Annotated in this window: 20 protein-coding genes; 8 read left to right on the top strand and 12 right to left on the bottom strand. The window is 73.8% G+C overall.

Going from position 1 to position 23,980, the window contains the following annotated elements; genetic code table 11:
* Window positions 1-2 precede the first annotated feature (2 nt).
* The 3 genes from WMF17_RS41095 to WMF17_RS41085 all read left to right on the top strand — a co-directional run bounded on the left by WMF17_RS41095 (window position 3) and on the right by WMF17_RS41085 (window position 1,818).
* The gene (locus WMF17_RS41095; RefSeq protein ID WP_437598993.1) at window positions 3-251 is read left to right on the top strand and encodes a glutaredoxin family protein; all 249 of its coding nucleotides are present in this window, start codon (window positions 3-5) and stop codon (window positions 249-251) included.
* 67 nt (window positions 252-318) lie between these two features.
* Window positions 319-969: a TlpA family protein disulfide reductase gene (locus WMF17_RS41090; protein WP_437598991.1), complete on the top strand. Its 651-nt coding sequence runs from the start codon at window positions 319-321 to the stop codon at window positions 967-969.
* A 150-nt stretch (window positions 970-1,119) separates the two neighbouring features.
* Window positions 1,120-1,818, top strand: coding sequence for a GbsR/MarR family transcriptional regulator (locus tag WMF17_RS41085; protein ID WP_437646460.1), 699 nt, complete (start codon window positions 1,120-1,122; stop codon window positions 1,816-1,818).
* A 33-nt stretch (window positions 1,819-1,851) separates the two neighbouring features.
* On the opposite strand, the gene tssI is transcribed toward WMF17_RS41085, so the two are convergent.
* Window positions 1,852-3,876, bottom strand: a complete 2,025-nt coding sequence (tssI, locus tag WMF17_RS41080; RefSeq protein ID WP_437646459.1) for a type VI secretion system tip protein TssI/VgrG — start codon at window positions 3,874-3,876, stop codon at window positions 1,852-1,854.
* Window positions 3,877-3,929: 53 nt separating this feature from the next.
* On the opposite strand from tssI, the gene WMF17_RS41075 reads away from it, so the two are divergent.
* From WMF17_RS41075 to WMF17_RS41055, 5 genes are all read left to right on the top strand, one after another.
* Complete coding sequence (locus WMF17_RS41075) at window positions 3,930-5,129, top strand: hypothetical protein (protein WP_437598987.1); 1,200 nt, start codon at window positions 3,930-3,932, stop codon at window positions 5,127-5,129.
* A complete protein-coding gene (locus WMF17_RS41070) occupies window positions 5,129-7,360 on the top strand; it encodes a DUF2169 family type VI secretion system accessory protein (protein WP_437646458.1) in 2,232 nt (743 codons plus the stop codon). The genes WMF17_RS41075 and WMF17_RS41070 overlap by 1 nt, the downstream gene beginning before the upstream one ends.
* A complete protein-coding gene (locus WMF17_RS41065) occupies window positions 7,357-9,096 on the top strand; it encodes a pentapeptide repeat-containing protein (RefSeq protein ID WP_437646457.1) in 1,740 nt (579 codons plus the stop codon). The genes WMF17_RS41070 and WMF17_RS41065 overlap by 4 nt, the downstream gene beginning before the upstream one ends.
* A 23-nt stretch (window positions 9,097-9,119) precedes the next feature.
* A complete protein-coding gene (locus WMF17_RS41060; protein ID WP_437646456.1) occupies window positions 9,120-10,070 on the top strand; it encodes a S41 family peptidase in 951 nt (316 codons plus the stop codon).
* A gap of 446 nt (window positions 10,071-10,516) precedes the next feature.
* A complete protein-coding gene (locus WMF17_RS41055) occupies window positions 10,517-11,152 on the top strand; it encodes a hypothetical protein (protein WP_437646455.1) in 636 nt (211 codons plus the stop codon).
* A 152-nt stretch (window positions 11,153-11,304) separates the two neighbouring features.
* Here the strand turns inward: WMF17_RS41055 and WMF17_RS41050 are convergent, their stop codons facing one another.
* The 11 genes from WMF17_RS41050 to WMF17_RS41000 all read right to left on the bottom strand — a co-directional run bounded on the left by WMF17_RS41050 (window position 11,305) and on the right by WMF17_RS41000 (window position 23,961).
* The gene (locus WMF17_RS41050; RefSeq protein WP_437598980.1) at window positions 11,305-11,856 is read right to left on the bottom strand and encodes a DUF3540 domain-containing protein; all 552 of its coding nucleotides are present in this window, start codon (window positions 11,854-11,856) and stop codon (window positions 11,305-11,307) included.
* A 26-nt stretch (window positions 11,857-11,882) separates the two neighbouring features.
* Window positions 11,883-13,589 (bottom strand): DUF2169 family type VI secretion system accessory protein, encoded by a 1,707-nt coding sequence (locus WMF17_RS41045; protein ID WP_437646454.1) that lies wholly within the window; start codon window positions 13,587-13,589, stop codon window positions 11,883-11,885.
* Between the two features lie 58 nt (window positions 13,590-13,647).
* Window positions 13,648-14,718, bottom strand: a complete 1,071-nt coding sequence (locus WMF17_RS41040) for an FHA domain-containing protein (protein ID WP_437598978.1) — start codon at window positions 14,716-14,718, stop codon at window positions 13,648-13,650.
* A gap of 292 nt (window positions 14,719-15,010) precedes the next feature.
* Window positions 15,011-15,649 (bottom strand): signal peptidase I, encoded by a 639-nt coding sequence (lepB, locus tag WMF17_RS41035; RefSeq protein WP_437646453.1) that lies wholly within the window; start codon window positions 15,647-15,649, stop codon window positions 15,011-15,013.
* Window positions 15,650-15,721: 72 nt separating this feature from the next.
* The gene (locus WMF17_RS41030; protein ID WP_437646452.1) at window positions 15,722-16,603 is read right to left on the bottom strand and encodes a trypsin-like serine peptidase; all 882 of its coding nucleotides are present in this window, start codon (window positions 16,601-16,603) and stop codon (window positions 15,722-15,724) included.
* A gap of 327 nt (window positions 16,604-16,930) precedes the next feature.
* Window positions 16,931-17,458 (bottom strand): hypothetical protein, encoded by a 528-nt coding sequence (locus WMF17_RS41025; protein WP_437646451.1) that lies wholly within the window; start codon window positions 17,456-17,458, stop codon window positions 16,931-16,933.
* A gap of 140 nt (window positions 17,459-17,598) precedes the next feature.
* A complete protein-coding gene (proB, locus tag WMF17_RS41020) occupies window positions 17,599-18,789 on the bottom strand; it encodes a glutamate 5-kinase (protein ID WP_437646450.1) in 1,191 nt (396 codons plus the stop codon).
* Entirely contained in the window at window positions 18,782-19,435 is a 654-nt protein-coding gene (locus tag WMF17_RS41015) for a hypothetical protein (protein WP_437598970.1), read from the bottom strand. Before WMF17_RS41015 ends, proB begins: the two co-directional genes overlap by 8 nt.
* Before the next feature lie 413 nt (window positions 19,436-19,848).
* Complete coding sequence (locus WMF17_RS41010; RefSeq protein WP_437646449.1) at window positions 19,849-20,805, bottom strand: ABC transporter ATP-binding protein; 957 nt, start codon at window positions 20,803-20,805, stop codon at window positions 19,849-19,851.
* A 4-nt stretch (window positions 20,806-20,809) separates the two neighbouring features.
* Window positions 20,810-23,467 carry a S49 family peptidase gene (locus WMF17_RS41005; protein ID WP_437646448.1) on the bottom strand — a complete coding sequence of 886 codons (2,658 nt, stop codon included), beginning with the start codon at window positions 23,465-23,467 and terminating at the stop codon, window positions 20,810-20,812.
* A complete protein-coding gene (locus WMF17_RS41000) occupies window positions 23,464-23,961 on the bottom strand; it encodes a DUF2505 domain-containing protein (RefSeq protein ID WP_437598948.1) in 498 nt (165 codons plus the stop codon). Before WMF17_RS41000 ends, WMF17_RS41005 begins: the two co-directional genes overlap by 4 nt.
* Between the last annotated feature and the right edge of the window lie 19 nt (window positions 23,962-23,980).

The following is a 23,980-nucleotide window of genomic DNA, read 5'->3' as shown; positions in this document are numbered from 1 at the left end:
CGATGAAGAGGCTGACGCTGTTCACGCGCGAGCGCTGCCACCTCTGCGACGACGCCCACGCCGCGCTCGAGCGCGTGCGCGCCCGCCTCCCGTTCGAGCTCGCCGTCGTCGACCTGGACCGCGAGGCCGGCCCGGAGAAGCGAGCGCTGTACGACTGGGAGGTCCCCGTTGTCGAGCTGGAGGGGCGGAAGATCATGAAATACCGCGTCGACGAGCAGCGGCTCGAGCGGCTGCTCTCCAGCCCGGGGTGACATTCTGTCGCGCCGGGACGGTTCGGCCGGCTTTCACCCCGCGTCGCGCTAGGCTATGGCCACCCTCGTGAAGTGGACGACAATCGCGCAGATCCTCTTCATCCTCGTCGCTGCCGTGGCCGTGTACGGCTTCGTGCACGCGGCGCAGAATGACCAGCGCAGCACCGGCTGCAAGGCCATGTGTGCGCTGCGCCCCGCGTACGCCGGCCGCGACCGGCTCGCGCCGGACTTCGAGCTGCCGGACATGAACGGCAAGCCCGTCCGCCTGTCGTCCTTCCGGGGCAAGACGGTCTTCCTGAACTTCTGGACCAAGACCTGCGGCCCGTGCCTCGAGGAGATGCCGGCGCTCGCGGAGCTCGGTCGGATCGCCCGGTCGCGCAACGATATCGTCGTCCTCACGGTCTCGACCGACGAGGGGCCGGACGACGTGCGGGACGCGCTCAAGGTGGCCCTGAACGGGGATCCGCCGTTCCCGGTCCTCTTCGACCCCGAGTCCAAGGTCGTGCTGGACAAGTACGGCACGCAGCTCTTCCCGGAGACGTGGATCATCGACCCGAACGGGATCATCCGGGCCCGCTTCGACGGGGCGCGGGACTGGTCGAGCAGCCTGGCCGTCGACGTGGGCGAGATGGTCTCGCGCTGGGGCGGGTGCCCGGTCGAGATCTTCAAAGGGCAGCCGCGCGGCGGCTTCGCGGGCCTCTGCACCGACGATTCCTGAGCGGGCTCCGGCGGCGGGGCAATCGGGCAGGGACGCGTAGGGCGCGCGCGGGACGCGGCGCAGGGGGCGCATGCGGGGCGCGTACCGGGAGCGCGGGGCACGCTCGCCGCTTGGCGCTTTCCCGAAAGATCGTTATGTGAGTCACCCATCATGACCGCCCGCAGGCCGACGTCGCCGACCGCGCATCCGCCGCAGCCGCCCGCAGCGAGCGAAGGGGGCGACGGCCGAGCCTCGGACGAGCGGGTCGCGGCCGCGCGACAGGCGCTGCTCGAGGGGGTCGGCGCCGAGATCGCGGCCTCGTTCCCCGGCATCACGCGGCTCGGAGGGCAGGTCGTCGCGGCCCTCTACCTGGCGGACGTGCCGCGCTCGATGGATGAGCTCAGCCAGGAGCTCGGCCGCTCCAAGAGCAACATCTTCGCGAACCTGCGCGGCCTCGAGGCGGCCGGGATCATCGAGCGCCGGCGGGAGTCGGGCGCGCGGCACGACTCGTTCGCGCTGCGCGGCAAGTACCCCGACGTGATCGTCGGCGCCTACCTCGGCCGCCTGCGCCGCGTGGTGCAGGACAAGCGCTCCCTCGCTCGGCGCGCGCTCGCGCTGCTCGGCGACGCGGAGGGCCCGGAGGCCGACGCGATGCGCGCGCGGCTCGACGACCTGTCGCGCAAGTACGACCTGTTCGCCGAGCTGATGGAGCAGCTCCTGCCGTCGATCGACGGCCCCGTCGATCTCGAGCGGCTGATCGCGCAGGTGCCCGAGGCGGTGGTCCGCTCGCTCAACGCGGCCGCCCGCGTCGCCTGGGCCGCGGGCGACGCGATCAGCCGGCTGAGCAGCCGCGCCACCCGCAAGCGCTGAGCGCCGCTCGGGTCGCCGGGGGCGCGCGCGGCGTCATCCTCGCGGCGGGCAGTCCCTCATCTCGATGAGGATGCCGGTCGACGTCTCGATCCGGTGCATCAGGCTCACCTCCCGGGTCACCGGCGACGGCGTGATCGGGTTGGGCGCGGCGCCCACGATCATCGGCCGATCGGGGTCTCCGTCCACGAAGACCATCAGCACCTCGATCCCGGGCTTGAGCGGGAAATGGACGCCGTAATTCGGCCCGGCGTGCGGCTGGATCATCCGCACGAGCCGCGAGGGGAACGCGCGGGACGCGGGATCCCCCGCGTCGAAATGGAAGCGCACCCGGTAGCGCCCCTGCTCGTCGATCGGCGACGTCTGCCCGATCTCCCCGTCCGGGAGCGGCTCGACGAGCGCCGTCACCACCCCGTGGATCTTCGGCCGCGGCGTCGCCCGCGGGGGGCGATAGGCCTGCTCGGCGCGCACAAGCCGCGCGCGATTGACATACTCCTCCTCGCGCCCGGCCCCGCCCTCGATGGCCACCGGCTGCGCCGCGCGGTGCTCCACCTCCACGACAAGGAACCGCTGCCCGTCGAGCCGCGGGTGGCCCTCGAGCGCGAAGACGGCCCCCGGGATCAGCCGCAGCTCGTCGCTCCGGCACTCGAAATAGCGGCCCGATGAGGCGCGCTCCTCGGCGCGGATCTGCGCCAGCAGCTGGCCCTCCTCCGGCGTCTTGTGATGGGCGCCGACCTCGACGACCCCGCCCCCGAGGCCCGCCGCCGACTCGTGCGCTCCCGTGAGATCGAGCCTGGGAGTCCGGTAGTTGTACTCCTGCATGACGTACGTCGCGGGGAAGGCCCTGGCCTGCTCCTTAAGCTCGAACACGTCGCGCCGCTCGCCCCGCGTCCGGAACACCACCGCGTCGCCGCCCGGCAGCGGCTGGAAGCCCGTCTGCTCGTCGGTGAAGACCATCACGTCGCGCCCCGACTCGTGCTCGAAGAAGAAGGAGATCCCGAGGTGCTCGGCGAGCCGCGAGATGAAGGCCAGATCCGTCTCCTTGTACTGGACGATCATCTCCCGGTCCGGGTGAGCGCGGTAGAGGCGCATCATCACGTCGTCGGGCCCGAGCCCCACCATCGCGAGCTTCTGCTGGATGAGCTCCGGCACGCTGATGTCGAGGAAGACCTGCTGGAGCTCCACCAGCGTCGCGCGGAACGCCCGCGGCACGAGCCGGAGCCGGTAGGAGCGGTAGGCGGTCTCGGTCTCGTGCCCGTCCTCGATCGCGGCGATCATCCCGTACACGGTCCGTTCGTCCGCGCCCTGGACCTCGAACACGAGCGACGCTGTCGCCCCGAGCACCTGCTCGATCGGGAGCTCGGCCTCGTCGCTGCACACGACGTCGATGTCGAACGAGAAGAGCTGGCCGACGGCCTCGGCGCCGCGCACCTCGCGCACCCGGACATGGCCGCAATCGAAATCCGGCGAATCGAGCCGCAGGACGGGGCTTTGCCGCGCCCGGTCCCGGAGCGCGGCCCTCGCGTCCTGCAGCGCGGCCCTCGCGTCCTGCAGCGGGTCGATCGGCCGGAGGTGCGCCGCGCGGAGCGCTGATTCCGCCGCATCCAGCGCCGGGAACGGCAGGTGATCCGACGTCGGCAGGCCGCCGGCGGGGGGCGGGAGATCCCTCGAGCCCGAGACGCTCGCCCTCGGCGACGGCGAGACCTCGCCCGGCCCCGCGCCGCGCGCGCGCGCCTGGGCCACGGCGACGCCCTCGTCGCTCGCAGGCGGCGGCGCAGCGGCCTCTTCCGCCCCCGGCCCGGGCGTCTCCGCCCCCGGCCCGGGCGTCTCCGCCGCCGGCCCGGGCGCCTCCTCCGGTCTCGCTGCGCACGCCGCGGGCGCGCTCGGCTCCGTGCACGGCGGCCCTGCGCCGGGCGCCTCGCGAATGCGGGCAGCGGTCGACTCCGGGCCGATCTGGAGGGCGCTCGGCGCGCGGTGCGCTGTCGCGGCCGTCGGTTCGCCGCACGGCCGGGCGTCGCTCGGCTCGCTGCACATCAGGGTTTCGGTCGGCTGCCCGTTCATCCTTGCGCCTCCTCCGCGGCTCGCTTGTTACCGTACCCGATGCGGAGGCACGCATGGGTACGCGCGAGGGTGACGGTATCAGCGGGAAGTACCTCCTCATCGAGGTCCCGAACTTCAACAACGCCGGGGCCGAGGCCGAGGCGATGGGCTCCTACCTGCGCCTCGGCGCGGTCAAGGACCCGGGCCTCGCCGCCAACCCGGGCGCGCCGAAGGCGAGCGGCGAGGACCTCGCCGCCCTGGTCACGTCGTTCATCGACGACACCCGCACGCGCGACGGCTGCCCGGGCTTCATCCCCGAGGCCGAGCGCCAGGCCGAGACCGCGAAGCTGCACTCCAAGGGCGGCTGGCGCGACCACTCCGACGGCAATCGCATCACCACCACGCGCGGCGACAAGGTCGAGGTCATCCAGGGCAACTACCGCATGCTCGTCCTCGGCCGGCAGGACGACAAGGCCGGCTGGGACGTCTCCGGCGGCCATATCCAGGACGCCACCGATCTCTGGACCGCCGCCACAACCATCGAATGGGTCCAGAACTACAACGGCACATGGAAGGTCACCGAGAAGACCGAGAAGGGCGACGTCGACACCACCTACCACGGCGACACGTTCGATCGATTCTACGGTAACAAACAGACCAGCGTCACCGGCTCCGAGGCCCCCACGGCCGAGCGCCCGAACCCCACCTGCCTGAGCTCCACGTGGGCGCAGCGGATCGAGTCGTACACCGGCTCCGCCGCCTGCCCGGTGCCGCAGATCCTCGACGAGACGTGGGCTGATACGATCGCCAGCAAGACGACGGCGACCTCGATCGCCGACGAGACCACCGCGCAGACGATCTCCAGCACCACGACCGCCACGACCGTCAGCGACGACACCACCGCGAGCACCGTCTCCAGCACGACGACCGCCGCGCTGGTCTCGGATACGACGATCGGCAGTGTGCAGTCGGTGACCATCGGCGATGTAAGCGACATCACCATCGGCAACGCGGCGTCGATCACCATCGGCGCCACCGAGGAGGTCACGATCGGCGGCCTTGTCGAGCTGACGATCGCGGCCCTGCTCGAGGTCTCGCTCACCGCGGGGGTCTCGATCAACATGGGCCCGAAGGCAGAGCTCAACCTGACCAACCGGCAGGAGCTCTCCCAGTTCCGCACCAACGTGAAGAACATCTGCTCCAGCGTCTCGTCGGCCGAATCGGTGAGCACCGGGGCGTACAACCTGATGTCCGGCGTCATCAACCTGTTCTGATGCAGACCCGGAATCTCACGCCCTTCCTCTTCGGCACAAAGATCTGCTCGCGCAGGCCGCCGCAGCCGGAGGTGGTCCTCATCGTCCGCGGCCGCTTCTCGCTCCGCCCGGGCGAGCCGCTCGCGCCGGTGGAGGGCCCGCTGGCCCAGGGAGCGCTCACGGCCGAGACCTTCGAGGGCGAAGGCGGCGAGCGCGAGGGCGAATGCACCTATCCCGGCGATTTCGCCGACTGGAAGCCGGCCGCCGATCTGCTCCTCCGCGGCGCATGCCGCCCGCCTGCCGGCGACCTGCCCCGCGAGCACCCCGTGGGCTTCGCGATCGGGACGTGGTCGAAATCGCAGATGGTCCCGGCGCCGCGCGAGGGCCGCCCGGTCCCCGCGCCCTTCGGGCCGCTCCACCCCGACGCGCCCGAGCGCCGCCGCAAGCTCGGCAAGGAGTACGGCCCCTCGTACAAGCAGACGCGCGCCCCGTGGACCGCCGAGGACTTCGACTGGACCTATTTCCAGGCCGCCCCGCCGGATCAACGCCTCCCGGGCTACCTGCGCGGCGACGAGGAGGTCACGCTCCTCCACCTCCACCCCGCCGCGCAGACCGCCTCGTTTCGCCTGCCTGGCCTCCGGATCCGCGTGGTCGTCGAGGACGCGCGGGGCCGCGTGCAGGACGCTGCGATGAGCCTCGACACCCTGTTCGTCGAGCCGGACGCCGGCCTCGTGACCCTCACCTGGCGCGGCCACGCGGAGGTGGCCGAGGACGACCTCACCGATCTGCGCGCCGCCGTCATCGGCGCCGAGCCGCTCTCGGCCGCGCCGCTGCCGCTCGAGCAGTACCGGGAGGAGCTCGCGCAGCTCGCCCGCGATCCGCGCGGCCTCGAGGATCTCCCGCCGGAGATGCGCGAGGCCTACGATCTCGTCCGCGACGGCGCGCCGCCGCCGGCGCCGGCGGTCGAGGCGGATCCCGTGACCCGGCTCCTCGCGGAGCGGCTCGGCGGGCTCCACGCGCCCGAGCAGGAGCGCGTGCGACAGCTCGTCGCGAAGCTCCGGGCGCTGCGCACCCCCGAGGGCGTGGACCTCGACCGCAGCATCGCCCAGGCGCTCGCGCGGCTGCCCGCCCAGCGGCAGGCCGCTTACCTCCCGGCCACGCCCGCGGGGACGCCGCGGGTCCCGATGGGGGGCGCGCTCGCCGCGCTCATCGAGCGCGTCGAGAAGCTCAAGCAGGACGCGGCCGCGCGCGGGACGAAGCTCGAAGGCGTCGAGCGCCTCGACGCGCTGCTTCGCGAGCCCCGCCTCCGCGAGATCGTCCCCGGCTACCGGCTCCCCGGTGAGCCCGCGGCGCCGCCGCCCGAGCCCGGCCCCGGCGTCGATCTGTCGGGGCAGGACCTCTCGGGGCGGGATCTCTCGGGCCGCGATCTCTCCGGGGCGAAGCTCTCCGGCGCGCTCCTCTCGGGCGCCGACCTCTCGGGGGCGAACCTCTCGGGCGCCGACCTCTCGCGGGCCGTGCTGTTCGAGGCGAACCTCTCGGGCGCCGATCTCTCCGGCGCCGATCTCTCCCAGGCCAACCTCACCGGCGCGCGCGCCGCGGGCGTCGATCTGCGCGGCGCCGCCCTCGACCAGGCGATCCTCACCCGCGCCTCGCTCGCGCGCGCCCGCCTGGCCAGGGCGCGCGGGCGCGGCGTGCTGCTCGACGAGGCCGATCTCCGCGAGATCGACGGGGACGAGCTCCACCTCGAGGGCGCCGTCCTCCAGGCGGCGAAGCTCGATGGCGCCTCCTTGCGGGGCGCGGCGCTCGTCGGGTGCATGTGCGCGGGCTCGTCCGCGAAGGGCGCGGATCTCACGGGCGCGTCCTTGCCGCGCACGAGCTTCTCCGACGCCGATCTGGAGCGCGCCACGCTCGTGGAAGCGCGCGGCGAAGGCGCGGCGCTGCTCCGGGCGAAGCTCGACGGCGCCGACCTCCGGTACGCCGTCCTCCCCCGGGCGCACCTCTCCGGGGCCTCCGCCCGGGGCGCGCGCTTCGCCTGCGCGGTGCTGCGCGAGAGCCGGTTCTACCGGGCCTCCCTCGAGCGCGCCGATCTCGCGCAGGCCGACCTCTTCGGCGCCGACCTCGGCAAGGCCCGCCTCGACGGCGCCTCCTTCGCCGGCTCCAGCCTGTACGGCGCCCGGCTCGACGGCGCGAGCGCCGCCGGCTGCGATTTCACGGGGGCGAACCTGCGGCGCTCCAGCCTGGAGCGCGCATGAAGACGGCCAAGGAGCTCTTCGAGCGCATCCGCGCCGGCGCGCCGCTCCACGGCGCCCGCCTCGACGGCCTCGACCTCCTGGGCCGGGATCTCACGAACCTCGATCTCTCCGGCGTCAAGTTCCTCCGCACCAGCCTGCGCGGCGCGCAGCTCGCGGGCAGCGCCCTCTCGGGCGCGCACTTCGTCGAATGCGACCTGCGCGAGGCGGATCTCGAGGGCTGCGCGCTGGACGGCGCGCTCGTGCTCGGCTCGACCCTCGAGGGCGCGCGGCTCGCCGGCGCGCGGATCACCCGGGCGAAGCTCTCTTACCAGCGCCTCGCCCGCGCCGATCTCTCCGGCGCGACGATCGCCGAGGTCGAGGCGGTGGGCTCGGACTGGTCCGGCGCGCGGCTCGCCGGCGCGACCCTCTCGGGTTCGCGCCTCGACCTCGCCAACCTCGAGGGCGCGGATCTCACGGAGGCTCGCGTCGCCCGCGCCTCCTTCACCCGCGCGAACCTCCGCGGCGCGCGCCTCACCCGCGCCCGCGTCGAGGCCAGCGCCTTCGTCGGGGCCGATCTCGGCGGCGCGGACCTCGAGGGCGCGGAGCTCGATCGCGCGGTCTTCGTCAGGGCCGATCTCCGCGGCGCGCGCTTCCCGAGACGCATGCACGGCGTGGTCCTCGACGAGGCCAGGCTCGGCCGGCCCGAGCTCGCGGGCAAGGACCTCGCCGGGAGCGACCTCGAAGGCGCGGACCTCTCCGGGCTCGACCTCGCGGGCGCCGACCTCTCCCTCTGCTCGCTGCGCGGCGCCGATCTGCGCGGCGCGAGCCTCCGCGACGCCCGCCTCGAGCGCTCCATCCTCTCGGACTGCGATCTCACCGGCGCGGACCTCCGTGGCGCGAGCTTCCTCGGCTGCGATCTCTCGCGCTCGATCCTCCGCGGCGTGGATCTCTCGGGCCGCGATCTGGAGTCGGTGATCCTCATCGAGGCCGATCTCGAGGGGGCCGATCTCACGGCCGCGCGCCTCGTCCGCTGCATCCTCGACCGGGCGCGGCTCTCGCGCGCGAACCTCACGCGCGCGGTGCTCCAGCAGGCGCTCCTGCGCGAGGTCGCGCTCGAGGGCGCCGTGCTCGACAAGACCGTCTTCGATCGCGTCGATTTCACCGGCGTGGATCTGCGCGCCGTCTCCTTCTCCGGCCTCACCGTGCACCGCTGCGCCTTCATGGAGGCGAACCTCGAGCGGATGAGCCTCCGCGATTGCGATTTCATGGGCAGCGATTTCTCGAGAGCGAACCTGCGCGGCGCCGATTTCGAGGGATCCATCCTGACGCAGGCCAGGCTGCGCGAGGCCGCGCTGGACGGCGCGAGCCTGGCCAGGGTCGTGGCGAAGGCCGCGTATTTCGGCGGCGCCTCGCTGCGCGGGGCGAAGCTCTCGCAGGCGATGCTCCGGTACGCCACGTTCACCCGGGCGGATCTCGAGCGCGCGAACCTCGCCGCCGCCGACCTGCGGGACGCCATGCTCGACCACGCCGAGGCCCGCGGCGCGCTCTTCCTCTCGGCGCGGCTCGAGCGCGCCAACCTGTCGCACGCGCAGGTGGAGGAGGCGGATTTCAGCGAGGCCGATCTGGGCGGCGCCAACCTGCACAACCTGCGCGACAGGGGCGCGCGCTTCTCCGGCGCGAAGCTCCTCGGCGCGCGCCGGACGGACGTCGATCGGCTGGAGGCGGAGGCGTACGCGCCCCCGCGAGCGCCCCGGTAACAGCGGGGGAAGGAGCGGAGAGAATGCTGCCTGCGAGCAACAACGGCGCCGGGATGAGCATCGGGTTTCCGGACGTGTGCCTGACGCCGGTGGGGCCGGTGGTGGTGCCCATTCCGTACCCGAACTTCGCGCTCAACGCGATGGCGGTGAATTTCTCGGTGAAGGTGAAGGTATCGATGATGAACGCGCTGAACCTCGGCACGACCATCCCGATGACCTTCGGGATGGAGCCCGGGGTGGCGCACCCGCTCTACATGGATGTCGGGGCCTACGTGACCGGCAATGCCAAGGTGATCATCGAGGGGCTGCCGGCGATCAACCTCACCTGCCCGACCACCGGGAACGCCGGGAACAACGCGGTGGGCGCGGTGCTGGTGCCGAGCGCGGTGAACGTGTTCTACACCTGCGCGGCGACGCCGGAGGCGGTGCTCCCCGGCGCAGGGAACGTGGCGCACGCGCTGCTCGGCGACGGGATCGGGCGGATCCGGATCCGGGTGTTCTCGCTGGACGTGCCGGCGCTCGTGTACCGGGCGATGCGGGCGCTCGAGGCGGAGGGGATGCGGGAGCTCGTGATCGACCTGCGCGACAACCCGGGGGGAGAGCTGCGGGCGTTCGTGGAGCTCGCGGGGGATTTCCTGCCGGCGGGCAGCGTCGTGGCGACGGTGACGGACGGCGACGGGGACGAGATGGTGTTTCGGTCGCGGCAGGAGAGGCCGTATGCGGTGCCCGTGACGATCCTGGTGAACCGCGGGACCGCGTCGGCGGCGGAGCTGTTCGCGGGGTGCCTGCGGGCGCACGGGCGGGCGGTGATCGCCGGGGAGAGGACCCACGGCAAGGGGGTGGGGCAGGCGCTGTGCGCGGGCGAGGGGGGCGCGCGGATGGCGGCGGCGGTGCGGGTGACGCTGCCGGGCGGGGTGGAGGTGCAGGGGGTGGGGGTGGGCCCGGAGCGCGACGAGGCGGCCGCGGGGGAGTAGCCGTGGGGAGGAAGAAGAAGAAGCAGAATAGCCCGGGCGGCACATCGATACCGTGCAACAGCGCGACGGCTGGTGGGGGAATCGCTGCCACCAGAACGCTTTCGGTCACCGCTCACCTGCCCTCCACGCAGACGGCGGTGACCCTGGGGACCCCCGCGACCGTCCTCGGGGTCGTGGGGGCGATGGTTGCGGGCCCGGTCGGCGCGGGCCTGGGCATGCTGGTAGGAGGTGCCGGCGGAGCCTTGGTCCGTTGGTATTGGGGAGGGGAGGCTTCTCAGCCACCGGCCCCGGCGCCGATGCCTGCGCCGGCCCCGGCGCCAATGCCTGCGCCTGCGCCGGCCCCGATGCCTGCGCCTGCGCCGGCCCCGATGCCTGCGCCTGTCCCGGCCCCGGCGCCAATGCCTGCGCCTGCCCCGGCGCCGATGCCTGCGCCTGCCCCGGCGCCAATGCCTGCGCCTGCCCCGGCGCTGTCGCCGGGAGAGATCGAGTATCAAGCTCTGGTTGGGTTGGCTAACCACCTGAAGCGTGAGCTCGCGAGGGCGATGAGATCCGCTGATCCTCAGCTGCGCGACTGGGCCAAGGACAGGCTCGCCCGCCTCAGCGCCGCTACAGAAGCCCACTTCCGGGGCAGTGGGCAACAGGCTCGTACCAGGCAAGATCTCCAAGGGTTGCAAGCTGCCCTCGCGGTCGAGCAAAACGCGGCGAACGCGCGCGCTCAGGCCATCGTCGTCCGGCGCGCTCGCTTCGACCCGAACAACTCTGGCACCTGGGATATGAACCCGGTGCAGTACCTGAATGGGATCACCGAGGACGATGTCGGGGTGTCACCCGAGGGCGAGCGGATCCTGAGAGAGCTCGCGCTCGGCCAGCTCAATGACCGGCATCGTCGCGCCGCCGAAGGACATATGTCGCACCAGCACCTCTCGGGCGGATCGCGGGGCATTGGATTCATCTATGTCCAGCAACCCGACGGCAGGGTCACGCCCTACGTGGTGGACCTGGGTAGCAAGCAGTCCGATAACAAGTACAAGTGGGATCACGGGGGAACCGACTACGTTCCCCCCCGTCCAGGAAATCTGTAGGACCCGGCTGCTTGGCGGGTGCCGGCGCTGAGCGCGGTGAGCGGCAGGCCCGCCTCGCCAAGCCGGCATGTGCGTGGCAACCGTTGCCGTCCGCGAGGGTCGCTGCCGGCGCATCGACGTCCGCCACGCGCGCGCCGCGCGCATCTCGGGGGCTACCCCAGGTGGATCTCCTTCCCGTTGATCGTCATCGTCTCCTCGGTCAGCACGGTCGCGCGGCGCGCCCTGGTCGTCGCGGACCCGTCCACCACCGTGTGGCTCTCCCGCGCGTGCAGGCTGAACAGGTCCGTGACGCGCTGGTAGAGCGACGCCGCCTTCTGCACCAGCTCTCCCGCGAACACCCGCACCTTGTCGCCGTAGAGGTCCACCTCAGGCCCCCGGAGCTCCACCCCACGGTCTCCGGAGAGCCGCAGCGCCCCGCCTGCGGCGCGGACGTCGACGTCGCCCTGGAGCTCCAGCGTCACCTTGCCCGTCCCGTGCAGGACGCCGATGACATAGAAGCGCGCGCCGCGGCCGATCACCAGGAGCACGTCGCCCACCGCTGCTGCGTAAGGGATCGCCAGCGCCATCGTCGCCTCTGCGCTCTCCCCTTCCGGCAGCTCGACCCTCACCGTCTGCCCGTGGACCTCCAGCACGTGCGCTGGCCCCAGGTACTCCTCGGCGCGCACGGACGCGGCGCGCTCCCGAACCACGGCTCCCTCCGACATGCTGGTCCCTCCATCCATGTTCCGGCTCAGTCCTTGCGGAAGCGCCTGTACAGGCTGCCGACGAGATCGGGCCGCTCCTGCTTCCGCACGGGCTCAGGCGCCGCGACGGGCGCAGGCGCTGCATCCGGCGCAGGCGCCGCGACGGGCGCGGGCGCCGCGACGGGCGCAGGCGCTGCATCCGGCGCAGGCGCCGCGACGGGCTCAGGCGCCGCGACGGGCGCGGGCGCCGCATCCGGCGCAGGCACAGCGACGGGCGCAGGCGTCGCATCCGGCGCAGGCGCCGCGCTCGGCACGCGCAGATCGACCGTGCCCTCCAGCGGCGACGCGGGCACCGGGATCGCCGTCGCGCTGCGCTCCGCCCACGGCGCGCTCTCCCGCTCGCCGCTCTCCCGCTCGCCCCGCTCCCCCGCAGGCGCGATCGGAAACGGCGCGTGCACCGCGTCGTGATGGCCCTCACCCCGGATCCGCGCCGCGGGCGGGAGCGCTGCCTGCGCCGCGCGTGAGCGCGCCTCGCTCCCCGGCGGCAGCGTGTCATCGAGCGAGAACGTGCGCTCGAGCGGGTGCGTGCCCGCGACCGGCTGCGTGCTCCCGAGCGGATGCCCTCGCGTGGCCGCCACGCTCTCCGGCGCGTCCACGATGTCCTCGTCGGCGAGGGTCACCGTCGTGCTCCAGTCCGTCAGCTTCACGGTCTCCGGCGCCGCCTCCGCGAGCGGCGCGCCCGCGAGCACCTCGGCGAGGCTCGGCCACGGCACCGGCTGGCCCCCTACCTCCACGCCCACCGAGACGCGCAGCGCCGAGAGCGCCTCCTCCGAGGCCACCTGGAAGCTCCCGCGGAAGACAACCGCGCAGCGCTCGGCGTCGGAGTGCACGATCAGCATGTCGCCCGCGAGCGACAACCACCGCTGCGCGCCGTTCGGCAGGTGAATCGTCGCGAGCGCCCGCAGCGCCGGCAGGCGCGTGGCGAGCGTCGGGTGACGCGGGCTCAGGCCCTCCAGCACGATCTCCTCGCCGCCGAGCACCCGGTCGAACCGCTGATCCAGAGGCGCCGACTGGAAGTACGACCAGTCGAAATCCTCGGGGATCGACGCGATCCCCTCCAGCCCCCCGCGCGCCAGGCCGCGGAGCAGGCGTGCCCGGCTCGGCACGATGGACGGGATGGGCCCGAGCCCGATCGACGCGCGCCGCCCGCCGGGCGGCAGCAGGTTGGGCAGCGCGATCGCGCCGCCCGTGTCCTCGAACGCGCCGACGCCGAAGGGGTTCTCCGGATCGCCGGGCCCGCCCCAGGCGCGCTGGTACTCGATCGGCATCTTCAGGAACGGCTCGGGCTCCGGCGCCGGCGACACAATCGAGGCCGCCCGATCGCCCACGACCTCGAGGCGCTTGTCGACGAGCGCCGCCGTTCCGCGCAGGACCGCGAGCCGCACCGGCATCCGCCGCGTCGGCGCCCCGCCCGGCGCCCACGCGTGCCCGGTGAGCACCACCTCCGCGCGCTCCAGCCACGGCGCGAGCTCGCTCGCCGCGAGGAGCGGCTTCATCGGGTGGCCCCGCGTGTAGGCCTCGCTCCGGATCACCTCCAGCGGCTCGATCCGCCGCGCGTCGCCGCCGGGCACCATCGCGAAGGTGGCCTTGGCGATGAGCGTCACGTGGAGCTGGCCACGGCTGCGCCACAGCTTCGCGCCCGCGGCGACCGGTCCGGCGCGGAAGACGTCGAGCGGCCAGCGAGCGGAGGTCACGGACGAGACGCCCCCCGGAGGAGATCGCTCCGGTGCGGCCGCGCGCGGGCGGCGAGCACTAGTTCGTGTTGAGCTCGACGCGCAGGAGCTTGCGGCCGATGAAGAGGTAGTCGCCGTGGGCGAGCTCGCGCTCGCTCTTGATGCGCACGTACGTGCCGTTGCGGCTGTTGAGGTCGGTCAGCGTGAACTTGCCGTTGTGCTCCTCGAGGCGGCAGTGCGAGCCCGACATGTACAGGTCGACGGGGAAGTTCAGGTCGCCGCCCTCGCGCCCGATCTGCAGCGAGCTGCCGCGCGCGCAGACGGTCATGCCGACCGCGCCGCCCTGGAGCACCTGCGTGAGGCGGAACGGGCTCGGGTGCTTGGGCGAGGAGTAGAAGAAGGTCCCGTCCGTATCCTGGCCGTCCGAGGCGCGCGGCGTCGGATCGAGCCGGAAGAGCTGCTCGCCCGCGAGGAAGGTGTCGCCCGGCGTGATGTCGATCGTGCCGCGCACGCGGATGTACACGCCGTTCAGCGAGCCCTCGTCGCGCACGACGAGCTTGCCGTCGCGGTAGAAGAAGTTCGCGTGCTTCGGCGAGACGAACGGATCGTCCGGGAAGACGAGCTGCCCGTTGCGGCCGACGATGTGCTGCTCGGCCTTGAGGTGGAAGGAGAGGCCGTCCATGCCCTCGCCGCGGATGAGGATCAGCTTCGCCTTCGCCGGGTTCTGCATGTCCCCGAAGAACAGCGTCTGCGCGTTGAGGATCTCGGGCGGGACCGCCGTTCCGCACCTCCCGCAGAACTTGTGGCCCGAGGGAACTCCGCTCGAGCAGGAACGGCAGACGTAGTTACGGGCTTGCTCCATCAGCTCCTCCTGGGAGAGTTCGGCGAATTCGCTCTTGGACGAGGTGGTCTTGGGGCTCCGCCCCGCGCCGCGCGAGCCCGTCGGATCGAGCCGGGCCTCCGCCTTCACGCTTCCGCTGCCGGCGGCGGGCGTCGGAGAGCGCCGGCCCGATGCGGCCTGCGCGCCCGCCCGGCGCGGCGTGAACAGGGCCAAGTCGTTCGCGCACTCAGAACAACGCGCGGTGCCCATCGGGCACCACAGGTCGCACTGGCCACAGACGATGCCGATCTCGTGCTGTTCTGTGTGCAAACGTCTCCTCGGTGCATTGGAGGACCGCGGATCGCGGTTCTCCGACCCGCGCCAGTGGAAGGCCGCCTGGGCGGACCTCCGACCGATGAAGCGAGCCCGGGCGCGGGACCCGGCCCGCTGCTCGCGCTGGATCCATGACCCGGGTGGAGAGAACCACGGTTCTAGACGTCGGAGAGCGGAGGGGTCAAGCACGAGCTGACGCAGAGCCAGGGCTTCCGCCTGGAAGACGGTCCGTTTCGCGGCCGCCGGCGCTCTCGCGGGCCGCCGGCGCTCTCGCGGGCCGCCGGGGCCGTCAGCGCACGAAGGTGAAGCGGCGCTCGTCGTCGCCCCAGCCCCCGGCGCCCAGCAGACGGAAGACGATCCGCTGGCTGCACGCGGCGCGCGGCTGCAGGCCGAAGTCGCGCGAGTCGTCGTGGTAGCTCCGGTTGTCGCTCAGGAGGAAGACCGTGTCGGGCCGCACCTCCACGCGGTGGCGGCGCTCGCGCGGAGGCCTGCGTCCGGTCGCCCGCAGGTGAAGGCCGGGGCCCATCATCACCATGTCGCACGAGATCGGGACCGCGTTGCCCGTGGCCGGGTCGTTGATCTTCAGCTTCGGCTCGGTGCACGCGACCTCGGCGTCGTAGCGCTGCCCGTTCACGACGAGGGTGCTGTGGTCGACCTCGACCGTGTCGCCCGGCACGCCCGCGATCCGGCCCACGATGTGGCTGCCGGGGGTCTCGGGATCCGGGCACCGCACCAGCTCGCCGAAGCCGGGCGTGCCCCGCGTCAGCACGACGACCACGTCGCCCGGGGCGAGGCTCGGCGCGATCGAGGCGCCGAGGCTCGGGTCGTCCGGCACCCTCCAGACGTCGAGGACGAGCGCGCGGAGCACGACGCCGATCACCAGCAAGGTCCCCAGGATCCAGAGCAGCCCGTTGAACAGCTTCCGCATGCGGCCCCGCAGCCTAGCGCAGCGGCGGCCGCGGGCGGCGAACAAGGCAGGCTCGCGGACGCCGCGGCCCCGTCAACGCAGGCAGCTCCGGTACGGCGGCAGCTCGCTCGGGCTCGCGCCCGCCGCGATCTCGCGGGCGGCGGAGAAGAGCTCGGGCCACACGTCGAGGCGGCTGAAGTACGAGGTGCCGGTCGTGGTCTCGTCGCCGTCCATCACGCTCGACGAGATCACGCCGACGACGTCGCCCCCCATGTCGCTGCGCGCAGGCCCCCCCGAGTCGCCGGGGCAGATCGAGGTGGTCGCGACGAAGTGCCCGGGGCCCACCGTGTCGATCGTGCCGCCCGGCCGCGGCACGAGGTGGACCGGGGAGCGCGAGAGCGCGCAGCGGCCGAAGCCGTAGGGCGTCACGTGCTCGCTGGACCCCGGCACGGCCTCGATCCGCGGCGCGAGCGTCGGGATCCCGAGCAGGCGGCGCGACAGCACGAGGATGGCGATGTCGCCCTCGCCCGACGTGTACCCGCAGTCCGGCGACACAACCGCGCGGACCGTGACGTCGCCCCAGGGCAGGTGGTCGCCCCCGAGCTCGATCGAGATGGCCTCGGGCTCCTGATCGCGGCGCAGCGTCCTGCCGTTCTCGTCGCGCGCCGCGACGCAGTGGTGCGCGGTGAGCACGAGGTCCTCGGTGATGAGCGTCCCCGTGCAGGTCACGTCGGTGACGATCCGCACGATCGCGTCCTCGTTCGTCGCCAGCTCGAACGGAGGCCGCAGCTGGAACGGGCGCTGCTCCTGGCCCGGCTTCGCCGCGGGGATCGGCAGCCCCGCGTTGGTGATCGGCGCCGCGCAGCCCGCGGCGGCGGTGAGGGCGAGCGCGGCGGCGACCACGGCGCCGCGTCGGTACAACCCTGCCCATGCGGCCGACGAGGCGCCCAGCGTGCAAGCTTGCGGCTGTTCCACCTGAGGGAGACCCTCCCAAGCGCAACCGGTTGTTCAATCGGACAGCGCCCCCGGTGTCGACGCGCCGAACAAGACCCAAGGCTACGACATGAGAAGGTGACCGTCATTCGACATCGACAGGGTTTCCAAGCTTGGATACGACCTCGACGATCGTCGATCTCGCCGGCGCTTCGCGGTCGCGCCGCCGCGCTGTTACAGATGCCTTCCGCCCGACTGCCACCCTGTCCAGCCAGACCAAATAGATTGGTTCCGGGCAGAATCATTCCGACGCGCGCGTCGAGATCGTGTCGCCTCGGCCGTCGTTGACGTGCCCTCGGTGCGCTGCGTTCAGCGCATCGCGACGAGGCGCACCTCGCTCGCGCTGCGCTCGTAGGCGGCGCGCACGGTGGTCGCGTCGATCTGCGGGTCCTCGACGCCCGCGGCGACGAGCTGCTCGAGGAACGCGCGCTGGCGCTCGGACTTCGCCTCGAGCCACGCGGGACAGCCGCCGTTCGCGCAGGCCGCCGAGGCCTGCTCGGCCGCGGCGAGCGCGTCGCTGACGCGACCGCGGCGGAGCAGCGCGCGCGCCGAGAGGTGCGCCGCCTCCGGGAGCTCGCGCACCTCGCGGGGGGCGGCGTCGAGCGCGGAGGAGGCGAGGCCCGGCTGCTCGCGCTCGAGGTAGGCCGCGGCGAGCGCGGTGACGCTCGCCGGCGTCCGGCCCTCGGCGTAGCGGGCCTCGAGCGCCGCGAGCTCGCCGAGCCCCGCCGTGGCGCGCGGCGGCAGCAGCTGCGACGCCTTGACGCTCGGCGCGAGCCCGACCGTCCAGATGACCCCCGCGAGCACCACGCCATTGGCGACGAACAACCCGAAGCGCATCACCCGACCTCCAGGAAGCAGACTGGAACTGCTGACAAGACCGAGCGACAGCCGGGCGGCGCGAAGGTTCCCGCGAGCTGCGAAGGACGCGCGATCGGGGGGGGCGGCTCACCCACAGGGCGGCCTGGACGGCGGCGGGGCTACTCGCTCGGGAGCACCACGAGGTCGTCGCGGTGGACGACGACGTCGTCGCCGGACTCGTCGCGCTTCTTCCGCGCGATGCGCGCCGCGTCGCCGGCGGACATCCGCGCGAGCCCGCGCGCGATCTCGGTGCCCTCCGGGTCGAAGACGGCCACGGCGTCGCCCGGGAGGAAGGTGCCGCGCACGCCGAGGACGCCGACGGCGAGGATGCTCCGGTTCTTCGAGGCGATCGCCTCGGCGGCGCCCCGGTCGACGAGGATCGCGCCGCGCGGGCGCAGCGTGTAGGCGATCCAGTGCTTGCGCGCGTTGAGCCGCTGCGGCACGGCGGCGAAGAGGGTGCCGACGTCCTCGCCCGCGAGGATGCTCGTGATGATGCCCGGCTCGCGGGCGGCGGCGATGACCACGTGCGAGCCCGCGAGCGTGGCGCGGCGCGCGGCCTCCACCTTGCTGGCCATGCCGCCGGTGCCGACGCCGGAGGTCGAGGCGCCGGCGAGGTGCCGCGCCTCGCGGGCGACGCTGCGCACGAACGGCACGCGGCGCCCGTCGCCGTCGAGCAGGCCCTCGACGTCCGAGAGGAGGATCAGGAGATCGGCCTCGCAGAGCGGGGTCACCATCGCGGCGAGCTGGTCGTTGTCGCCGAACTTGATCTCCTCGACCGCGACGGCGTCGTTCTCGTTGATGATCGGGATGGCGCCCGCCTCGAGCAGCGCGGCGAGGGCGTTCCTCGCGTTGTTTGTGCGGGTGCGGTCCGCGAGGTCGGCGTGCGTGAGGAGCACCTGCGCGACGAGCAGGCCCACCTTGCCGAAGGCCTCCTCGTAGCGCTGCATCAGCACGCTCTGGCCGGCCGCGGCCGCGGCCTGGAGCCAGGCCATGTCCTTCGGGCGCGCCTTCAGCCCGAGCTTCGCCACGCCGAGGGCGATGGCGCCGCTCGACACGATGACGAGGCTCCGGCCGGGGCGGGCGCGGAGCGCGGCCACCTCGACGGCGAGCCGGTCCCAGGCGTCGCCCGACAGGCTCTTCGAGCCGATCTTGATGATGACGCGGCGGCAGCGCTCGAGCGCGGCGCGCGCGCCCTCTGGGTCGGGCTCGGGCGCGGGCGCGGCGATGCCCGCGTGGCGGGCTGCGGCGTCGGCCGCGTGGCGGCCCGTGGCGGCGCCCTTCGCGGCGGTGCGTTCCTCGTGCTCAGTCATGGGGGAGGCCGGCGGCGGCGATCTCGTCGAAGGCCGCGTCGAGGCGGCGCTCGATGTACTCGGGGGCGGCGGCGCCCGCGAGCAGGAACGCGTCGATCCAGCGCGTGAACTCGTCGCGCAGGTCCTCCGCGCCGCTCGGCAGGATGGTGACGCTCGCTCGGAGCGAGGGGGACAGCGCGCGCCGCACGGCGCGATCGACGGCGTCGCGGATCCAGCGCGCCTCCTCGGCGTGGATGCGGACGGCGCTGGTCCGCCGGACGCGCGTAATGTAGCGGTTCAGGAGGTGGCCGAGGGCGTAGACCTCGAGGCCGCGCGCGGCCGCCGCGAGCGCGAGGGCCGGGTTGAGCCGCCGGAGGACCTCCTTCGTGACGAGCTGCGCGGCCTTGCGGAACGGGGTCTGATCCGCGCCGGGCTGGGTGAGCAGGGCGCGCGCGTCGGTGGTGAGGCTGAGGCCGTGGCGGGCGACCGTGTCCTGGACGATGGCCCCGCGGATGCGCAGGAGCATCCGATCGGGGAGGACCGGGACCGGGATCCACGAGGCGCCCACCGCGAACGCGGTGAGCACGGCGAGTCGACCTCCGGGAGGCGGGCCGCCCGGGGTGACCTGAGCGGCGGACGGCGGGTTCGCGGCGGGTTCGGATGACATCGCGCGCACGGTACTACGGCGCCCGGCGGGTGGCGAACGCGTGGCGATGCCGGCGCGCGGCGGAGAGAGCGGAGAGAGCGGAGGCGAGGGCGGGTGAGCCGGCGGAGAGGGGAGACGGCGAAAGGGCGAGGGCGAGCCCGAAGGCGTCCCCCCCACGCTCCCCCAAATCGCGCTGCCACGGCCGGGAAACGCGATGATCCCGCGGCGAGCCGCGTTCCGAGCCGTTCCCCTCGGCCGTCGCCGCGGGCGCAGCGGTTCCGAAGCGTTCGGCGGCGCCGGCGCCGCCGGCTCTCGCCTTTCCGACGGCCCGAGCGCCGTCTCGCCCCGGGATCGTCGCCTGCGGAGCGGCTGCTGCGCCGAGCACCACAGCCGCTGCTTGGTCTGCGCTCCGGTGGACGCTCGACCCGGGGCCCTCAGAAGAGGGGGGTGAGCTCGACGATCGCCGCGCGGCAGCGCGTGGCGGCCAGGACGACGTCGCGGGTCGTCGCGCCCTCGGGCAGCGCGGCCGAGAAGCGCGCCGGCCCTCCCCGCAGCGCGATGCCCCGGGCGGCGAGCTCCTCGCGGAGGAGCTCCGCGTTGCTGCGGACGGTGAGGGTGTAGACGCGGCCCCCGGCGGCGACCTCCGCGAAGGTGCCCGAGAAGGCGAGCTCGCCGCCGGCGAGCACGAGCACGTCGGTGGCGCCGCGGACCAGGACGCCCCGCGGGCCCTCGACGTCGAGGCGCGCCGCCGTGAGCAGCGCGCCGCGGCCCTCGGTGGCGCCCGCGAGCGCGGCCAGGACAAAGCCGGCGGCGCCGTCGTCGAGGCCGACGAGCGGATCCTCGGCGATCAGCACGGCCGGCGCCGTCACGATCGCCTGGGCGAGGACGAGCGCGCGGCGCTCGGGCAGCGCCAGCGAGCGGAGCGTGCGCTTGCGGGCGGCCGCGAGGCCGACCCGCGCCAGGGCGGGCGGCGCCATCTCGGCGGCCGCGCGCGCCGAGGCCCCGGAGAGCCGCGCGCTCCAGGCGACGTAGGCGTCCGCGGTCCACGCGAGCGGCAGCGGCGGATCGAGCGGCGCCGCCCCGCTCGCGGCGCGGTGCGCGGAGCGCGCGACGTCGCGGCCCGCGACCTCGAGGCGCCCGGCGACGACGCGCGCCTCGCCGGGCGCCGCGTCGGTCGCGTCGTCCGCCGCGGCGCCCGGCGCCGGCGCGCGGACGGCCGAGAACGGGATGCCGGTGAGCGCCGCGAAGAGCGCGCCGGCGTCGCCGGCGCAGAGCACGCGATCGCCGCGCGCCTCGGCGGTGAGCGCGTCGATCGCGACAACGTCGTCGACGGCGATGCGCGCGGCGCGGGCGTCGAGGAGCGGCGGGCCGGCGGCCTCGGCCTTCTCCATGGGCTCAGCGCTCCCCTAGCGCACGCGGCGCGGGCTGCGCGCGCGGCGCGGGCCCTCGGGGCGCGTCCTCGCGGGCCGTGGTGGGGGCGCCGAACGAGATCTCCCCGGCGAACTCGCTGCGCGCGAGCGGCCTGTCGGCGCCGAACACGAGGAACGGCGTGAGGGCGCGCGCTGCGTCGAGCATCACGGGCGGGAGGGTCGCCGTCGCGAGCTCGCCCTGGGCCTGCGCCGAGAAGCCGACGAGGCTGAGGGCGTAGCCGAGGAGCGACGTGTCCTCCTCGGGGAGCGACAGGACGGGCGCGTCGTCGGGCAGCCGGCCCAGCCGGCGCGCCTCGGCGAGCGCCTCCCGGAGCCCGCCGATGCGATCGATGAGCCGGCGCTCCAGGGCCTGGGCGCCGGTCCACACGCGCCCGCGCGCCAGGGCGTCGACCTCGTCGGGCCGCATGCGCCGGCCCTCGGCGACGCGGGCGACGAACCGGTCGTAGAGCTGCTTGACCTTGACGCCGAGCTGCTCGCGCTCGTCGTCGCTGAACGGCCTGTAGAGCGACTCGGCGTCGGCGCGCGGCGACGAGCGGAACGTCTCGAGGCCGACGCCGAGCTTCTGCAGCAGCCCGGTGACGTCGACCTTCCCGTAGAAGATGCCGATGGACCCGGTGATCGTGGAGCGGGTCGCGAAGAGGGTGCCGCCGGCGACGGACGCGTAGTAGCCGCCGCTCGCGGCCTGCGAGCCCATCGAGACGATGAGCGGCTTCACGCGCGCCGTGAGGATCGCCTCGCGGAGGATGACGTCCGCCGCGAGCGTCGAGCCCCCGCCGGTCTCGACGCGGAGCACGACCGCGCGGACGTTGCGGTCCTCGCGCGCGCGGCGCAGCGCGCCCGCGACCGTGTACGAGCCCGCGAGCTTGACGCCGAGCAGCGGGATCGACCGGCTCTCGCCGTCGATCATGTCGCCGTCGAGGTAGACGAGCGCGATCTTGGGCGAGTAGCCCCAGCGCTCGGGCGCCTCGTCGCCCGGGTCATCGTCGACGACGCGGGAGGCGCGCCCCATCACCTCGTCGACGACGCGGCCGAGCTCGTCGTCGTAGGCGAGCATGTCGACGAGGCCGCTCTGCCGCGCCTCCTGCGCGAGGAACGGGCCGCGCGCGAGCCGCCGCTCGAGCTCCTCGACGGGGATGCGGCGCCCGGCGCTCACCGCGCCGAGGAAGGCGCCGGAGAGCTGATCGATCAGCGCCTGGTGGTCGTCCTTGCCGACCTGGGTGCTGCTCTCGCGGGCGAACTGCTCGGCGGCGAGCTTGTGCGCGCCGATGCGGACGATGTCGGCCTGCACGCCGAGCTTCTTCAGGAGCCCGCCGAAGTAGAAGTAGCTCGACGAGATGCCGGAGAAGCGCAGGCCCCCCGCGGGGTTCATCGCGATGGCGTCGGCGTGCGAGCACACGTGGAGCGAGCGCCCGCCGGCGTCCTCGAGGTGGCAGAGGACCTTCTTGCCGTGGCTCCGCAGGTTGCGGATCGCGTCGGCGACCTCCTCGGCGTGGGCGAGCGAGCTGGCCGGCTCGGCGCGGAGCACGAGCGCGACCCCGGAGACCTCCGGGTCCTCGGCGAGGCGCCAGAGCTTCTGGAGGAACCGGGTGTGCCTGCGGACGCCCGGGGTCGAGTCGAGGCGGACGCGGACGACGCGGGCCGGCAGCTGGACGCCCGGCTCGGAGAAGCTGCGGAGCGCGACGCCCGTGTAGAAGCCGGTGCCGTTCTTCGTGACGGCGTCGCCGAAGACGCCGCCGGCGGAGACCTGCAGCTCGCCGACGTTGACGTCGAGCCCGGCCATGGCCGCGATGTGCGGGCCGCCGTCGGCCGCGAGGTCGCGCAGCGTCACGTCGCCCCGGAGCGTGCCGACGTAGGGCACCCGCAGGCCGAGCGTGGCCCGCGGCGTCCAGGCGCCGCTCTCGTCGGGGTCGCTGTCCTCGACGTAGGCGGTCTCGAGCCCGATCTCGAGCGCGCGCCGGCCGCCCACGGGTCGCACGGCGATGCCGAGATCGTAGCTGCGCTCGATGGCCACGCGGAGGCGGCTCTCGGGGCGGTTCCAGTCCCGCGCGACGGCCGAGAGCGAGAGCCAGGTGGTGGGCCGGAGGGTGACGCCGCTGGTGAGCGAGAAGTACCCGTCGAGCGCCGGCGCGTCGGAGCTGCCCCAGCCGAGCGTCGTCCCGAACGCGAAGCCCGGGCCTGTGTCGAGCGCGAGCCCCCAGCGGACCCAGCGCGCGGCGCTGTCGAGCGGCGCCGCCGCGGCCTCGGGCGGGTCGAGGAAGTCGAAGCGCAGGCCGGTCGACACGTACCAGAGCGGCACGCCGAGCGCGATCGAGTGGCCGCGCGCCGGCAGCGGCGAGGCCGAGCCCGTGGAGACCCAGGTCCACCGGAGCTCGGTGCCTGGCAGGAAGGAGAGGTTCGCGGGGTTCACCGCGATGGCCGAGGTGTCGTCGCTGCTGGCGACGGCCTTGCCCGGATCCGGGATCGGCTGCGAGGGCCCGTCGGTCGGCGCGGCGAGCGCGGCGGTCGGCGCGGCGAGCGCGGCGAGCGCGGCGGTCGCGGCGGTCGCGTACACGCCGAGGAGCGCGGCGGCGCGGGCGAAGGGGGCACGGCGGGCGGGGCTTTGGGGGCGGGATAGGTCGTTCATGCGCTGACGAGCTCCCGGAGCGTATCCGCTTCGGCGTCGTACGTCCGCTGGACCTCGGCGAGGGCGAGGCGCTCGACGAGCGGGCCGAGCAGGCGCAGCCGGATCTCGATGTCGCCGTCGACGCGGCGGCGGGTGCGTCCCTCGGGCAGGCGCTCGAGCTGGTATGTGCCCGCGGAGCGGAAGTAGCTGCGCCACTGCTCCTTCGGGCTCACCTGCCAGGTGGAGGCGTGATCGGAGAGCCGGTAGGTCGAGCGCTCCTCCCAGGACATGGCGTCCTTGGCGACGGGATAGCCCTTGAAGATCGGCAGCGGCGCGCTCGCCTGGAAGCGGAGGACGCGGAGGAGCTCGCCGTCGTGGATCGCGTGCTCGATCGTGACGACGCTCTCGATGGAGGCGACCTTCCTGGCCAGCCGCGGCCCGAGCTCCGGCGAGAGCACGGCGAGCTCGATGGCGTCGAGGGGCGCGTCGAGCTCGTGACAGATGGTGAAGTGCACGCGGCCTTCTAGCACGCCC

Source organism: Sorangium sp. So ce362 (genome assembly GCF_051519845.1).
In the GTDB taxonomy this organism is placed as follows: Bacteria; Myxococcota_A; Polyangia; order Polyangiales; family Polyangiaceae; genus Sorangium.
The sequence above is the reverse complement of the archived record's forward strand: the minus strand, read 5'-3'. Positions and strand labels throughout refer to the sequence as shown.

Bases quoted from the DNA above. Each gene is read 5' to 3' on its own strand.
- WMF17_RS41010 (WP_437646449.1), bottom strand. From the start codon at position 20,805: ATGGAGAAGGCCGAGGCCGCCGGCCCGCCGCTCCTCGACGCCCGCGCC.
- WMF17_RS41085 (WP_437646460.1), top strand. From the start codon at position 1,120: ATGACCGCCCGCAGGCCGACGTCGCCGACCGCGCATCCGCCGCAGCCG.
- WMF17_RS41065 (WP_437646457.1), top strand. From the start codon at position 7,357: ATGAAGACGGCCAAGGAGCTCTTCGAGCGCATCCGCGCCGGCGCGCCG.
- WMF17_RS41015 (WP_437598970.1), bottom strand. From the start codon at position 19,435: ATGTCATCCGAACCCGCCGCGAACCCGCCGTCCGCCGCTCAGGTCACC.
- WMF17_RS41050 (WP_437598980.1), bottom strand. From the start codon at position 11,856: ATGTCGGAGGGAGCCGTGGTTCGGGAGCGCGCCGCGTCCGTGCGCGCC.
- WMF17_RS41095 (WP_437598993.1), top strand. From the start codon at position 3: ATGAAGAGGCTGACGCTGTTCACGCGCGAGCGCTGCCACCTCTGCGAC.
- WMF17_RS41005 (WP_437646448.1), bottom strand. From the start codon at position 23,467: ATGAACGACCTATCCCGCCCCCAAAGCCCCGCCCGCCGTGCCCCCTTC.
- WMF17_RS41070 (WP_437646458.1), top strand. From the start codon at position 5,129: ATGCAGACCCGGAATCTCACGCCCTTCCTCTTCGGCACAAAGATCTGC.
- WMF17_RS41060 (WP_437646456.1), top strand. From the start codon at position 9,120: ATGCTGCCTGCGAGCAACAACGGCGCCGGGATGAGCATCGGGTTTCCG.
- tssI (WP_437646459.1), bottom strand. From the start codon at position 3,876: ATGAACGGGCAGCCGACCGAAACCCTGATGTGCAGCGAGCCGAGCGAC.
- WMF17_RS41025 (WP_437646451.1), bottom strand. From the start codon at position 17,458: ATGCGCTTCGGGTTGTTCGTCGCCAATGGCGTGGTGCTCGCGGGGGTC.
- WMF17_RS41075 (WP_437598987.1), top strand. From the start codon at position 3,930: ATGGGTACGCGCGAGGGTGACGGTATCAGCGGGAAGTACCTCCTCATC.
- WMF17_RS41055 (WP_437646455.1), top strand. From the start codon at position 10,517: ATGCCTGCGCCTGCCCCGGCGCTGTCGCCGGGAGAGATCGAGTATCAA.
- proB (WP_437646450.1), bottom strand. From the start codon at position 18,789: ATGACTGAGCACGAGGAACGCACCGCCGCGAAGGGCGCCGCCACGGGC.
- lepB (WP_437646453.1), bottom strand. From the start codon at position 15,649: ATGCGGAAGCTGTTCAACGGGCTGCTCTGGATCCTGGGGACCTTGCTG.